Annotated in this window: 14 protein-coding genes and 1 pseudogene; 4 read left to right on the top strand and 11 right to left on the bottom strand. The window is 73.0% G+C overall.

What is annotated here, in order from left to right:
* Positions 1-94: 94 nt before the first annotated feature.
* The 3 genes from ACWDX7_RS08150 to hisI are packed head-to-tail and all read right to left on the bottom strand — an operon-like array spanning position 95 to position 2,682.
* Positions 95-748 carry a TIGR02234 family membrane protein gene (locus tag ACWDX7_RS08150; protein ID WP_451492631.1) on the bottom strand — a complete coding sequence of 218 codons (654 nt, stop codon included), beginning with the start codon at positions 746-748 and terminating at the stop codon, positions 95-97.
* A 14-nt stretch (positions 749-762) separates the two neighbouring features.
* Positions 763-2,280 (bottom strand): anthranilate synthase component I, encoded by a 1,518-nt coding sequence (locus tag ACWDX7_RS08145; RefSeq protein ID WP_451492632.1) that lies wholly within the window; start codon positions 2,278-2,280, stop codon positions 763-765.
* A 15-nt stretch (positions 2,281-2,295) separates the two neighbouring features.
* Positions 2,296-2,682, bottom strand: coding sequence for a phosphoribosyl-AMP cyclohydrolase (gene hisI / locus ACWDX7_RS08140; protein ID WP_451492633.1), 387 nt, complete (start codon positions 2,680-2,682; stop codon positions 2,296-2,298).
* A gap of 92 nt (positions 2,683-2,774) precedes the next feature.
* Here hisI and ACWDX7_RS08135 point away from each other — a divergent pair, with 92 nt between their 5' ends.
* Complete coding sequence (locus tag ACWDX7_RS08135) at positions 2,775-3,407, top strand: TIGR03085 family metal-binding protein (RefSeq protein WP_451492634.1); 633 nt, start codon at positions 2,775-2,777, stop codon at positions 3,405-3,407.
* Positions 3,408-3,671: 264 nt separating this feature from the next.
* On the opposite strand, the gene hisF is transcribed toward ACWDX7_RS08135, so the two are convergent.
* The 8 genes and pseudogenes from hisF to hisD form a co-directional block, all read right to left on the bottom strand.
* Positions 3,672-4,427: an imidazole glycerol phosphate synthase subunit HisF gene (hisF, locus tag ACWDX7_RS08130; protein WP_451492635.1), complete on the bottom strand. Its 756-nt coding sequence runs from the start codon at positions 4,425-4,427 to the stop codon at positions 3,672-3,674.
* Positions 4,424-4,822, bottom strand: a complete 399-nt coding sequence (locus tag ACWDX7_RS08125; protein ID WP_451492636.1) for a RidA family protein — start codon at positions 4,820-4,822, stop codon at positions 4,424-4,426. The genes hisF and ACWDX7_RS08125 overlap by 4 nt, the downstream gene beginning before the upstream one ends.
* Positions 4,819-5,550: a bifunctional 1-(5-phosphoribosyl)-5-((5-phosphoribosylamino)methylideneamino)imidazole-4-carboxamide isomerase/phosphoribosylanthranilate isomerase PriA gene (priA, locus tag ACWDX7_RS08120; protein WP_451492637.1), complete on the bottom strand. Its 732-nt coding sequence runs from the start codon at positions 5,548-5,550 to the stop codon at positions 4,819-4,821. Before priA ends, ACWDX7_RS08125 begins: the two co-directional genes overlap by 4 nt.
* Entirely contained in the window at positions 5,550-6,191 is a 642-nt protein-coding gene (gene hisH, locus ACWDX7_RS08115) for an imidazole glycerol phosphate synthase subunit HisH (RefSeq protein ID WP_451492638.1), read from the bottom strand. Before hisH ends, priA begins: the two co-directional genes overlap by 1 nt.
* Positions 6,188-6,355, bottom strand: a complete 168-nt coding sequence (locus ACWDX7_RS08110) for a hypothetical protein (protein WP_355410386.1) — start codon at positions 6,353-6,355, stop codon at positions 6,188-6,190. The genes hisH and ACWDX7_RS08110 overlap by 4 nt, the downstream gene beginning before the upstream one ends.
* 2 nt (positions 6,356-6,357) lie before the next feature.
* Positions 6,358-6,951 carry an imidazoleglycerol-phosphate dehydratase HisB gene (hisB, locus tag ACWDX7_RS08105; protein WP_008738630.1) on the bottom strand — a complete coding sequence of 198 codons (594 nt, stop codon included), beginning with the start codon at positions 6,949-6,951 and terminating at the stop codon, positions 6,358-6,360.
* The gene (locus ACWDX7_RS08100) at positions 6,948-8,063 is read right to left on the bottom strand and encodes a histidinol-phosphate transaminase (protein WP_451492639.1); all 1,116 of its coding nucleotides are present in this window, start codon (positions 8,061-8,063) and stop codon (positions 6,948-6,950) included. Before ACWDX7_RS08100 ends, hisB begins: the two co-directional genes overlap by 4 nt.
* A gap of 128 nt (positions 8,064-8,191) precedes the next feature.
* A pseudogene (hisD, locus tag ACWDX7_RS08095) lies at positions 8,192-9,490 on the bottom strand (histidinol dehydrogenase); the annotation flags it as partial.
* 124 nt (positions 9,491-9,614) lie between these two features.
* Between hisD and ACWDX7_RS08090 the strand changes: the two are divergent.
* From ACWDX7_RS08090 to ybaK, 3 genes are all read left to right on the top strand, one after another.
* The gene (locus tag ACWDX7_RS08090; protein ID WP_451492640.1) at positions 9,615-11,213 is read left to right on the top strand and encodes an oxidoreductase; all 1,599 of its coding nucleotides are present in this window, start codon (positions 9,615-9,617) and stop codon (positions 11,211-11,213) included.
* Between the two features lie 209 nt (positions 11,214-11,422).
* Positions 11,423-12,160: an LON peptidase substrate-binding domain-containing protein gene (locus ACWDX7_RS08085; RefSeq protein WP_451492641.1), complete on the top strand. Its 738-nt coding sequence runs from the start codon at positions 11,423-11,425 to the stop codon at positions 12,158-12,160.
* Complete coding sequence (gene ybaK / locus ACWDX7_RS08080) at positions 12,160-12,657, top strand: Cys-tRNA(Pro) deacylase (RefSeq protein ID WP_451492642.1); 498 nt, start codon at positions 12,160-12,162, stop codon at positions 12,655-12,657. Before ACWDX7_RS08085 ends, ybaK begins: the two co-directional genes overlap by 1 nt.
* Positions 12,658-12,684: the final 27 nt, after the last annotated feature.

Raw genomic sequence — 12,684 nt, 5'->3', positions numbered from 1 at the left:
GGGGGGTCAGGTCGGCGGCCGGGTCGGGGCCGGGTCCGGGGGCCGGGTCGGGGGCCGGTTCAGCGGCCGGGTCGGAGGCCGGTCGGCGGCCGGGTCAGCGAGTCGGATCCTCGCCGCGGTCCAGAGCTTTCCACAGATCCTCCGGCCGGTCCGGATCCACCGCCGCGACCGTACGCGTCCGGGAGCTGCCGTCCCGCTCGTACCGGCCGCCCATCGCGGGCCAGCCGCGGCCGAACCACAGGGCCAGCACTCCGGCGGCCATGATCAGGACGCCGCCGGCGGCAGTGACGTACGGCCACGCCGTATGGGTAAGCCCCGCCACCTGGGCGGCGGTGTCCGCGGTCGTACGGGCGGCCTCCGCGTCCAGCGCCCGGCGGTCGTCGGCGGCGAGGACGGCGCCCAGCGCCGCGCCCAGGCCGCTGAGCGCGAGCAGCCCCGACACCAGCAGCCGGCCCCTGCCGCGGACGGCGAAGACGGCGACCAGCGCGGCGAGCCCCACGATGGCCAGCGCGGCCGGGAGCCCGGTGACGGCCCGCCCGTCCGCGGTCAGCGGCAGCGAACCGCCTGCGACGGCGGCGGTGCCCCGGGCCCAGGTCCGGCCGGAGGCGAGCAGGACGACGGTGGCTCCGAGCGCGCCGAGCAGGAGGGCGACGGCCACACTGCGGCGGCCGCCGCGGCTCTCCGGGCTCTCGTGGCTCTCGGACGCGGCATCGGGACGGGGCGGGGGCGCGGCACTCACGTACCCCACTATCCCCTACGCCCTCACGAGCCGTGGAGGCGGTTGGCCGCCGACACCGCGCGCAGCACCGCGGCCGCCTTGTTGCGGCACTCCTCGTCCTCCAGCCGCGGCACCGAGTCGGCGACGACCCCGGCGCCGGCCTGCACGTACGCCGTGCCGTCGCGCAGCAGCGCGGTACGGATGGCGATGGCCGTGTCGGAGTCGCCGGCGAAGTCGAGATAGCCGACGCAGCCGCCGTACAGGCCGCGCCGGGAGGGCTCCAGCTCCTCGATGATCTGCATGGCGCGGGGCTTGGGCGCGCCCGAGAGGGTGCCGGCCGGGAAGCAGGCGGTGAGCACGTCGAAGGCGGTCTTCCCCTCGGCGACCCGCCCGGTGACCGTGGAGACGATGTGCATGACGTGCGAGTACCGCTCGATGCTCATGAAGTCGACGACCTCGACGGAGCCGGGCTCGCAGACCCGCCCGAGGTCGTTGCGGCCCAGGTCGACGAGCATCAGGTGCTCGGCGCGCTCCTTGGGGTCGGCGAGCAGCTCCTCGGCGAGGTCGTGGTCCTCCTGCGGGGTGGCGCCGCGGTGCCGGGTGCCGGCGATGGGGTGGACCATGGCCCGCCCGTCCTCGACCTTGACCAGGGCCTCGGGGCTCGACCCGACCACGTCGAAGCCGTTCTCGAAGCGGAAGAGGTACATGTACGGGGAGGGGTTGGTGGCCCGCAGCACCCGGTAGACGTCCAGCGCGGAGGCGTGGCAGGGGGTCTCGAACCGCTGCGAGGGCACCACCTGGAAGGCCTCGCCGGCCCGGATGCGCTCCTTGATGTCCTCGACGGCGGCCTGGTAGCGCTCGCCTCCCCACAGTGCGGTCACCGTGCCGTCGGCGAAGCCGGGCGGCAGGGATTCGGGCAGCGGGGCGGGCTTGTAGGGGGCGGGCCGCGCGAGGTCGGCCTCCATGGCGTCGAGCCGCGCGACGGCGTCCGCGTACGCCTCGTCGACCCCGGAGTCCAGGTCGTTGTGGTTTATGGCGTTGGCGATCAGCTGGACGGTGCCGTCCCAGTGGTCCAGGACGGCCAGGTCCGAGGTGAGCAGCATCGTCAGCTCGGGCAGCTGGAGGTCGTCGGTGCCGTGCTCGCCGATGCGCTCCAGGCGGCGCACGATGTCGTAGCCGAGGTAGCCGACCATGCCGCCGGTGAAGGGGGGCAGGGCCCCGCCCAGCAGCTCGGCCAGGTCGCGGGGGGTGTGCAGGGCCTCGACGGTGGCGCGCAGGGCTTCGAGCGGGTCGCCAGCGGTGGGTACGCCGACGGGCGGAGTGCCGATCCAGTGCGCCTGGCCGTCCCGGGCGGTCAGCGTGGCGGCGCTGCGGACGCCGACGAAGGAGTAGCGGGACCAGGAGCGGCCGTTCTCGGCGGATTCCAGCAGGAACGTGCCGGGGCGTTCGGCGGCCAACTTGCGGTAGAGCCCGACGGGGGTGTCCCCGTCGGCCAGCAGCTTGCGGCTCACGGGGATGACGCGGCGGTCGGCCGCGAGCTTGCGGAACGTCTCAAGATCCATGGCGTGGGACCTTACCTATTCGGCGGGCTGGCCGGGCGCGGCGGCGAGGGGCAGGACGTCGGCGTCGAAGCAGGTCCGGGCGCCGGTGTGGCAGGCCGCCCCGAGCTGGTCGACCTTGACGAGCACGGTGTCGGCGTCGCAGTCGAGGGCGACGGACTTCACGTGCTGGACGTGACCGGAAGTGTCCCCCTTGACCCAGTACTCCTGGCGGCTGCGGGACCAGTAGGTGCAGCGGCCGGTGGTCAGGGTGCGGTGCAGGGCCTCGTCGTCCATCCAGCCCAGCATGAGCACCTCACCGGTGTCGTACTGCTGGGCGATGGCCGGTACCAGGCCGTCGGCGGAGCGCTTGAGGCGCGCGGCGATGGCGGGGTCGAGGTTGCCGGAGCGGGGGGACGTACTCATGCGGCCATTGTGCCGGGCGGGAGCGGTGACCACGGGTCCCTGTCCGCCTGATGGGCAGGCGGACGGTGTCTTCCGGCCGTAGGGTGGCTCGCATGTCTACCCATGCGAAGCGTGAACGCCTGCTGCTTGCGGACCTGTTGGAGGCGGTCGGCCCGGAGGCGCCGACGCTGTGCGACGGCTGGCTGACGCGGGAACTGGCGGCGCACGTGGTCGTCCGCGAGCGGCGCCCGGACGCGGCGGGCGGTCTGCTGCTCAACGTGCTGAAGACGCGGTTGGACAAGGCGATGGAGGAGTACACCGCCAAGCCGTACGAGGAACTGATCCGGCTGATCCGGACCGGCCCGCCGAGGATGTCGGTGTACGCGCTGAAGCAGATCGACGAGGCGGCGAACGCGGTGGAGTTCTACGTCCACTCCGAGGACGTGCGGCGGGCCCAGCCGGACTGGTCGCCGCGCGAGCTGGACCCGGTCTTCTCGGACGCGCTGTGGTCCCGGCTGGAGAAGCTGGCCCGCCTGACGGGCCGCCGCGCGCCGGTGGGCCTGGTGCTGCGCCGGCCGAACGGCCAGACGGCGGTGGCGCACAAGGGCACGCCGGTGGTGACGGTGACCGGGGAGCCGGGTGAGCTGACGCTGTTCTGCTTCGGCCGCCAGGACACTGCCGCGGTGACCATGGACGGCGACAAGGAAGCGGTGACCCGCCTGTTCACCGCGAAACTGGGCATCTGACCTGCCGGCCGTGGCCCGGGGGCTCCGCCCGGGAAACGGCGAAACGGCGGGGTGGGGAGAGGCTCCGCGCAGCGGCGCCCTCCTCCAACGGTCAGCGGTGCTAGGTCCTGTCGTCAAAGTAGCTCCGGTAAGGCCCGGGGCGTCTGGTGCCGTGCATCGCAAGGCGGCGGGGCGCCCGTGTACTGGACGTACTCGGGCGCTCCGACAACGCAGGGAGGTGCGGTGCCAGACGCCCCGGGCCAGGAGGGACTTTGACGACAGGGCCTAGCGGACCGGGTGGCCGGCCTCGCGCAGGGCCGCCTTGACCTCGGAGATCCGCAGGTCGCCGAAGTGGAACACCGAGGCCGCGAGCACCGCGTCGGCGCCCGCCGCGACCGCCGGCGGGAAGTGCGCGAGCCGGCCCGCGCCGCCCGAGGCGATCACCGGGACCGTGACGTGCTTGCGCACGGCCGCGATCATCTCGGTGTCGTAGCCGTCCTTCGTGCCGTCCGCGTCCATCGAGTTCAGCAGGATCTCCCCGGCGCCCAGTTCGGCCGCCCGGTGCGCCCATTCGACGGCGTCGATGCCGGTACCGACGCGGCCGCCGTGCGTGGTGACCTCGAAGGAGCCGGTGTCCGTGCGGCGCGCGTCCACGGACAGGACGAGGACCTGGCGGCCGAAGCGTTCCGCGATCTCCTGGATGAGCTCGGGGCGGGCGATGGCGGCGGTGTTCACGCCGACCTTGTCCGCGCCCGCGCGCAGCAGCTTGTCCACGTCGTCCGCGGTGCGGACGCCGCCGCCCACGGTCAGCGGGATGAAGACCTGCTCGGCGGTCCTGCGCACCACGTCGTAGGTGGTCTCGCGGTTGCCCGAGGACGCCGTGATGTCGAGGAAGGTCAGCTCGTCGGCGCCTTCGGCGTCGTACAGCTTGGCCATCTCCACCGGGTCGCCGGCGTCGCGCAGGTTCTGGAAGTTGACGCCCTTGACGACGCGGCCGTTGTCCACGTCGAGGCAGGGGATCACCCGTACGGCCAGGGTCATGCTGACTCTCCCGGTTCGGCGCGGAAGGCTTCGACCTCGACCTCGACGACCATGCCGGGGTCGACGAAGCCGGAAACGATGATCATGGATGCGGCGGGGCGGACCGCGTCGAACAGCTCCTTGTGGGCGCGGCCGACGTCGTCCACGTCCCGGGCGTGCGTGAGGTACATCCGGGTGCGGACCACGTGCTCGGGGCCCAGGCCGGCCTGCTCCAGCGCCTTGAAGGCGACGCCGAAGGCCGTGATGGCCTGTTCGTACGGGCCGCCGCCGTCGGTGGCGGTGCAGCCGGAGACGAGGACGAGTCCGTTCGGCAGCTGGACGGCGCGGGAGTAGCCGATGACGTCCTCGTAGGGGCCGCCGGAGGAGATGCGGCGTACCGGGTCGGACGGGCTCATGCGGAGACCGCCTCCAGCGCCTCTTCCAGGGTGAAGGCCTTGGCGTACAGGGCCTTGCCGACGATCGCGCCTTCGACGCCCAGCGGCACCAGCTCGGACAGCGCGCGCAGGTCGTCCAGCGAGGAGATGCCGCCGGAGGCCACGACGGGCCGGTCGGTGGCTGCGCAGACGCCCCGCAGCAGCTCCAGGTTGGGGCCGGTCAGCGTGCCGTCCTTGCCGATGTCGGTGACGACGTACCGGGCGCAGCCCTCGGAGTCCAGACGCGCGAGGGTCTCGTACAGGTCGCCGCCCTCGCTCGTCCAGCCGCGGCCCTTGAGGGTGGTGCCGCGTACGTCGAGGCCGACCGCGATCCGGTCGCCGTACTCGGCGATGGCCTTGGCGGTCCACTCGGGGGTCTCCAGGGCGGCGGTGCCCAGGTTGACGCGGGTGCAGCCGGTGGCGAGGGCCGCGGCGAGCGAGGCGTCGTCGCGGATGCCGCCGGACAGTTCCACCTTGATGTCCATGGCGCCGGTGATCTCGGCGATCAGGGCGCGGTTGTCGCCGGTGCCGAAGGCGGCGTCCAGGTCGACCAGGTGCAGCCACTCGGCGCCGGAGCGCTGCCAGGCGAGGGCCGCCTCCAGCGGGGAGCCGTAGGAGGTCTCGCTGCCGGACACCCCGTGCACCAGGCGGACGGCCTGTCCGTCGCGGACGTCGACCGCGGGCAGGAGCTCAAGTGTGCGTGCGGTCATCACAGGGTCTCGATCCAGTTGGTGAGGAGCTGGGCGCCGGCGTCGCCGGACTTCTCGGGGTGGAACTGGGTGGCCCACAGGGCACCGTTCTCCACCGCCGCGACGAAGCGGTCGCCGTGCGTGGCCCAGGTGACCTTGGGAGGACGGATCAGCGGGTTGGTGACCTCCAGGGTCCACTCGCGCGCCGCGTAGGAGTGCACGAAGTAGAACCGGGCGTCGTCGTCCAGACCGGCGAAGGCCTGACTGTCGGCAGGAGCCTGGACCGTGTTCCAGCCCATGTGGGGGACGACCGGGGCCTTGAGGGGGCCGACCGTGCCGGGCCACTCGTCGAGCCCCCCGGTCTCCACGCCGTGCTCGATGCCGCGTTCGAAGAGGATCTGCATGCCGACGCAGATGCCCATGACCGGGCGGCCGCCGGAGAGCCGGCGGCCGATGATCCAGTCGCCGCGGACGTCCTTGAGCCCCTGCATGCAGGCGGAGAAGGCACCCACGCCGGGGACGAGGAGTCCGTCGGCGTCCATGGCCTTGTCGTAGTCACGGGTGATCTCGACGTCCGCGCCGACGCGGGCGAGGGCGCGCTCGGCGGAGCGGACGTTGCCGAAGCCGTAGTCGAGGACCACGACGGTCTTGTTTGCGCTCATTCCCAGATCCCTCGAATCCGCAGGACTCCGGCGAGCAGGCACATCGCGGAGCCGATGGCGAGCAGCACGACGACCGACTTGGGCATCTGCTGCTTCTGGAAGGAGTAGACGCCGCCGGCCAGGAAGAGGCCGAGGACGATGAGGATGGTGTTCAGGCCGGTCACGGCTAGAGGGCGCCCTTCGTGGAAGGCAGGATTCCGGCCGCGCGCGGGTCGAACTCCGCGGCGTAGCGCAGGGCGCGGGCGAGGGCCTTGAACTGGCACTCCACGATGTGGTGGGCGTTGCGGCCGTACGGGACGTGGATGTGCAGCGCGATCTGGGCCTGCGCGACGAAGGACTCGAAGATGTGCCGCGTCATCGTCGTGTCGTACGAGCCGATCATCGGCGCCATGTTCTCGGGCTCGGTGTGCACGAGGTAGGGGCGGCCGGACAGGTCGACGGTCACCTGGGCGAGGGACTCGTCGAGCGGCACGGTGCAGTTGCCGAAGCGGTAGATGCCCACCTTGTCGCCGAGGGCCTGCCTGAAGGCGGCCCCGAGCGCGAGGGCGGTGTCCTCGATGGTGTGGTGCGTGTCGATGTGCAGGTCGCCGTCGGTCTTGACCGTGAGGTCGAACAGGCCGTGGCGGCCGAGCTGGTCGAGCATGTGATCGTAGAAGCCCACGCCTGTCGAGACGTCGACCTTGCCCGTTCCGTCGAGGTTTATCTCGACGACGACGGAGGTCTCCTTCGTGGTCCGTTCGACCCGTCCGATGCGGCTCATGCGTGCTGCTCCTTCTTCAGTGCGCGAACCGCTTCCAGGAACGCGTCGTTCTCGGCCGGGGTGCCCGCGGTGACCCGCAGCCAGCCCGGTACGCCGTTGTCCCGGACCAGGACGCCCCGGTCGAGGAGGTCCTGCCAGGCGGTGTGGGAGTCGGCGAACTTCCCGAACTGGACGAAGTTCGCGTCGGAGTCGGTGACCTCGCAGCCCATGGCCCGCAGCTCGGTGACGAGGCGGTCCCGCTCGGCCTTGAGCTGCTCGACATAACCGAGCAGGGTGTCGGTGTGTTCCAGGGCGGCCAGCGCCGTCGCCTGGGTGACGGCCGACAGGTGGTACGGCAGGCGCACCAGCTGGACGGCGTCGACCACGGCGGGGTGGGCGGCCAGGTAGCCGAGGCGCAGCCCGGCGGCGCCGAAGGCCTTGGACATGGTCCGGGAGATCACGAGAGTGGGCCGGCCCTCGATGAGGGGCAGCAGCGAGTCCCGGTGGCTGAACTCCACATACGCCTCGTCCACGACGACCAGGGAGGGCCGGGCCGCCTGGGCGGCCTCGTAGAGGGCGAGGACGGTCTCCGCCTCGACCGCGGTGCCCGTGGGGTTGTTGGGCGAGGTGATGAAGACGACGTCCGGCGCCTGCTCGGCGATCGCCCGCTCGGCCGCCGCGACGTCGATCGTGAAGTCGGGGCGGCGCGGCCCGGAGACCCAGCCGGTTCCGGTGGCGCGGGCGATCAGGCCGTGCATCGAGTACGAGGGCTCGAAGCCGATCGCGGTGCGGCCGGGCCCGCCGAAGGTCTGGAGCAGCTGCTGGATGACCTCGTTGGAGCCGTTGGCCGCCCATACGTTCTCCCGCACGACCGGGTGCTTGCCCGTACGGGTGAGGTAGGCGGCCAGTGCGGTCCGCAGCTCGACCGCGTCCCGGTCGGGGTAGCGGTTGAGGGTGCGGGCCGCGTCGGCGACGCGCTCGGCGATGCGCCGTACGAGCGGCTCGGGCAGCTCGTACGGGTTCTCGTTGGTGTTCAGCTGGACGGGCACGTCGAGTTGCGGGGCGCCGTACGGGGTCTTGCCGCGCAGTTCATCCCGGATGGGGAGGTCGTCGATGCCGATGGGGCCGGTCATGCCTTCGGCACCTTCCACCCGCTGTGCTCGTCCTGTTCGCCTCCGGCACTGTGCTCGTCTTGTTCGCCTCCGGCACTGTGCTCGTCTTGTTCGCCTCCGGCACTGTGCTCGTCTTGTTCGCCTCCGGCAAAACGGGCCTTCACGGCTGCCCCGTGCGCCGGGAGGTCCTCGGCCTCGGCGAGCGTCACCACGTGGTGGGCGACCTCGGCGAGGGCGTCGCGCGTGTAGTCCACGATGTGGATGCCGCGCAGGAAGGACTGCACGGACAGGCCGGAGGAGTGGCAGGCGCAGCCGCCGGTGGGCAGCACGTGGTTCGACCCGGCGCAGTAGTCGCCGAGCGAGACGGGGGCCCAGGGGCCGACGAAGATGGCGCCGGCGTTGCGGACCCGGGCGGCCACGGCGGCGGCGTCGGCGGTCTGGATCTCCAGGTGCTCGGCGCCGTACGCGTCGACCACCTTGAGTCCGTCCTCCAGGCTGTCGACCAGCACGATCGCGGACTGGCGGCCGGCGAGGGCCGGCTTGATCCGGTCCTCGACGTGCTTGGTGGCCGCGACCTGCGGCTCCAGCTCCTTCTCGACGGCGGCCGCGAGCTCCTCGCAGTCGGTGACGAGGACTGCCGCGGCGAGCGGGTCGTGCTCGGCCTGGCTGATCAGGTCGGCGGCGACGTGCACCGGATCGGCCGTGGAGTCCGCGAGGACCGCGATCTCGGTCGGGCCGGCCTCGGTGTCGATGCCGATCTTGCCGGTGAAGTAGCGCTTGGCGGCGGCGACCCAGATGTTGCCGGGGCCGGTGACCATGTTCGCGGGCGGGCACTCCTCGGTCCCGTACGCGAACATCGCGACGGCCTGGGCGCCCCCGGCCGCATACACCTCGTCCACACCCAGCAGGGCGCAGGCGGCGAGGATCGTCGGGTGCGGCAGGCCCCCGAACTCGGCCTGCGGCGGGGACGCGAGCGCGATCGACTCGACGCCGGCCTCCTGCGCCGGTACGACGTTCATCACCACGGAGGACGGGTACACCGAGCGGCCGCCCGGGGCGTACAGCCCCACGCGCTCCACCGGAACCCACTTCTCCGTCACCGTGCCGCCCGGGACCACCTGGGTGGTGTGCTCGGTGCGGCGCTGATTGCGGTGGACGATCCGGGCGCGCCGGATCGACTCCTCAAGGGCGGCGCGGACGGCGGGGTCCAGCTGCTCCAGGGCGGCCGTGATGGCCCGCGCGTCCACCCGGACCTGCGAGAGCTCGACCCCGTCGAACTTCCGCGCGTAGTCGATCAGCGCCGCGGTGCCACGATGATGGACGTCCTCGCAGATGGGCCGCACCTTGTCCAGGGCGGCCGCTACGTCGAACTCGGCACGGGGCAGCAGATCGCGCAGGGCGCCGCCCTCGGGGAGGGCGTCACCGCGCAGGTCGATACGAGAGATCACGCCACAATTCTCTCAGACCGGCTAGCGGCACCGTTCCCCTGTATCACTGGCTGATACGAGTCCCGGCTGTCACACCCGCCCGTTAGCGTTCCCCTACGGACAGGAACAGCGGAGGGGGGCCGCCATGACGGAGGTGCGCGAGGAGGGGGAACCGGCGGATCTCACCGGTCCCGAGCGCCGCATGTGGAGCGCCTACCGCACGGGCAGCGTCTGCGACCTCAGCGCGCGCGCCGCCGGCCGCGACGATCCGCACGACGACGGGACCTGGGGGGCGGAGCGCGCTGTCCGCGCCGAGATCGTGGCGCTGCTGCTCCTCCACGGGCCGCCGCCCGTCCCGGGGCGGGTGGCCTCGCTCAAGCTGCGCGGCGTGCGGATCACCGGGCGGCTCGACGTGTCCGGCGGCACGGTGGCGCCGTACGTGGAGCTCCAGGCCTGCCGCTTCGACGGCGAGATACAGCTCTCCGAGGCCCGCTTCGGCACGCTGCGCCTGGTCAACTGCGCGATTCCGCGGCTGGACGCGGCGCGCCTGCACACCGAGGGGGACCTGCACCTGCCGCGCTGCCGGGTGGCCCGGGGCATCCGGCTGACCGACGCGCAGATCGGCACCGATCTGCTGATCAGCCAGGCCGTGGTGCAGCGCGACACCAAGGGCCGGGCGATCGCGGCCGACGGGATGTCGGTGGCCCAGGACTTCCAGGGCGAGCTGCTGGAGACGTACGGCGAGGTGAGCCTGCGGGGCGCGAAGGTCGGCGTGTCGATGAACCTGCGCGGGGCCCGCCTGCGCAACGCGTACGGTCGGTACGCGCTGAACGCCCCGCAGCTGACCGTCGAGCGGACCTTGTACCTGACCTCGATCGCGCTGGACTACGTCCCCGGCGGTTCGGGCTCTTCCACTCCCCCGTACGGGCTGGGCCAGACGCCGACGCGCGGGCAGCGGGCCCAGCCCTTCGAGTGCCGGGGCGGGCTGCGGCTGGACGACGGCCGCTTCGGCGACGCCGTCGACTTCTACGGCGCGCGGTTCCGGCTCACCGCCGAGCAGGAGATCTCCCTGCGCCGGATCCAGACCCCCGAGTTCCGTTTCGTGGGCGAGCGGCCCGAGCAAGGGCGGGTGGTGGTGTCCGGGGCCAAGGTGGTCAAGCTGGTCGACACCGCCACGAGCTGGCCGGGCCCGGGCGGGGTGTCGATCGAGGGCTTCGTCTACGAGACCCTCGCACCCCGCGGGCACTTCCCGCTGTCGAGCCGGCTGGCCTGGGTGGAGGCGGCCACCCCCGAGTACTCTCCGGAGCCGTACGAGCGCCTGGCGGCCGTCCTGCGGGCCAGCGGTGAGGACGCGGAGGCGCGGGAGGTGCTGCTCGCCAAACAGCGGCGGCGCAGGGCCACGCTGCCCCGGGCGGCCAAGGCCTGGGGCCACCTCCAGGACTGGACGGTGGTGTACGGGTACCGCCCGGGCCGGGCGGCGCTGTGGATGGCGGTCCTGTGGGCGGCGGGCGCGCTGCTGTTCTCCCAGCACGACCCGCCCCCGATCAAGGCGGACGAGCACCCGCAGTGGAATGCCGCCCTGTACGCCCTGGACCTGCTGCTGCCGGTGATCGACCTCGGCCAGCAGGGCCACTGGAAGGTGGCGGGCGGCTGGCAGTGGGGCGCGGCGGCCCTCGTCATCCTGGGCTGGATCCTGGCCACGACGGTGGCGGCGGGCGCGTCCCGCCTGCTGCGAAGGGGGTGACGGGGGCAGGGGCCCGGCTCACGGCGGCCGGGGCACCGCGGCCGGTGCCCGGACCGGGGGCGGCACGGCGCCATGCCGCCCCCCGGGCGGGTAGTGGCCGCGGTCCCGGCGGTCCTGCGCCGACCCGGGGCCGGTCCCGCCTCGATCCGGGCAGGTCCCGTCCCGGTCCGGCGGACATTCCGGGGCCCGCGGCCACTACCCTGTGCCTGGTGACCACCGTTCGCCTGCCCCTCTTCCCGCTGAACTCAGTGCTGTTCCCCGGGCTCGTCCTCCCGCTGAACATCTTCGAGGAGCGTTATCGCGTCATGATGCGCGAGCTGCTGAAGACGGGCGAGGACGAGCCGCGCCGCTTCGCCGTCGTCGCGATCCGCGACGGCCGCGAGGTCGCGCCGACCGCGCCCGGCCTGCCGGACCAGACGGCCCTTCCGGAGCGCGGCCCGGCCGCGGGCTTCGGAGCCGACCCGATCCAGGCCTTCCACCGGGTGGGCTGCATCGCGGACGCGGCGACGATCCGCGAGCGGGAGGACGGCAGCTTCGAGGTCCTGGCGACCGGCACCACCCGGGTCCGCCTGCTGTCCGTCGATGCCTCGGGCCCCTTCCTGACCGCGGAACTGGAGGAGCTCCCCGAGGACCCGGGCGAGGGCGCCGCGACCCTGGCCGAAGGAGTCCTACGGGCCTTTCGCACCTACCAGAAGCGCCTGGCCGGGGCCCGCGAGCGGTCCCTGACCGGCGCGGAGCTGCCGGACGACCCGTCGGTGGTCTCGTACCTGGTGGCAGCGGCGGCGGTGCTGGACATCCCGGCCCGGCAGCGGCTGCTCCAGGCCCCGGACACGGCGACCCGGCTGGCCGAGGAACTGAAGCTGCTGCGCACGGAGACCGCGGTCATCCGCCACCTCCCGTCCCTGCCCGCGGTGGACCTCACCCGCGCCCCCACCAGCCCGAACTGATGGGGAAGAAGAAGCAGCAGCAGCCCGCCGGTACCCCGGCGATCGCCGCCCTCACGGCGGCGGGTGTCGCCTTCACCACGCACGCCTACGAGCACGACCCGGCGCACCCCTCCTACGGCGGGGAAGCCGCCGAGGCGATGGGCGTCGCACCGGAGCGTGTCTTCAAGACCCTGGTCACGGACGTGGACGGCGTCCTCACGGTGGCGGTGGTCCCGGTATCCGGCTCGCTGGACCTGAAGGCACTGGCGGCGGCGGTCGGCGGCAAGCGCGCGGCGATGGCCGACCCGGCGCTGGCGGAACGCACCACCGGATACGTGCGCGGCGGCATCTCCCCCCTGGGGCAGCGCAGGCGGCTGCCCACGGTCCTGGACGCGTCGGCCGCCGCGCGGGCCACGATCTGTGTGTCGGCCGGCCGCCGCGGCCTGGAGGTGGAGCTGTCCCCCGGGGACCTGACGGCGCTGACGCGGGCCGTGCTGGCGCCCATCGCCCGCCCGTAACCGCCCACCGGGCGCCCTCGCGTGGGC

This window comes from Streptomyces sp. NPDC003034 (assembly GCF_053591375.1).
The sequence above is the reverse complement of the archived record's forward strand: the minus strand, read 5'-3'. Positions and strand labels throughout refer to the sequence as shown.

Excerpts from the sequence above, each read along its gene's own strand:
- ACWDX7_RS08145 (WP_451492632.1), bottom strand. The coding sequence starts at position 2,280 with ATGGATCTTGAGACGTTCCGCAAGCTCGCGGCCGACCGCCGCGTCATC.
- hisF (WP_451492635.1), bottom strand. The coding sequence starts at position 4,427 with ATGACCCTGGCCGTACGGGTGATCCCCTGCCTCGACGTGGACAACGGC.
- hisH (WP_451492638.1), bottom strand. The coding sequence starts at position 6,191 with ATGAGCGCAAACAAGACCGTCGTGGTCCTCGACTACGGCTTCGGCAAC.
- hisI (WP_451492633.1), bottom strand. The coding sequence starts at position 2,682 with ATGAGTACGTCCCCCCGCTCCGGCAACCTCGACCCCGCCATCGCCGCG.
- priA (WP_451492637.1), bottom strand. The coding sequence starts at position 5,550 with ATGACCGCACGCACACTTGAGCTCCTGCCCGCGGTCGACGTCCGCGAC.
- ACWDX7_RS08090 (WP_451492640.1), top strand. The coding sequence starts at position 9,615 with ATGACGGAGGTGCGCGAGGAGGGGGAACCGGCGGATCTCACCGGTCCC.
- hisB (WP_008738630.1), bottom strand. The coding sequence starts at position 6,951 with ATGAGCCGCATCGGACGGGTCGAACGGACCACGAAGGAGACCTCCGTC.
- ACWDX7_RS08135 (WP_451492634.1), top strand. The coding sequence starts at position 2,775 with ATGTCTACCCATGCGAAGCGTGAACGCCTGCTGCTTGCGGACCTGTTG.
- ACWDX7_RS08125 (WP_451492636.1), bottom strand. The coding sequence starts at position 4,822 with ATGAGCCCGTCCGACCCGGTACGCCGCATCTCCTCCGGCGGCCCCTAC.
- ybaK (WP_451492642.1), top strand. The coding sequence starts at position 12,160 with ATGGGGAAGAAGAAGCAGCAGCAGCCCGCCGGTACCCCGGCGATCGCC.
- ACWDX7_RS08100 (WP_451492639.1), bottom strand. The coding sequence starts at position 8,063 with ATGACCGGCCCCATCGGCATCGACGACCTCCCCATCCGGGATGAACTG.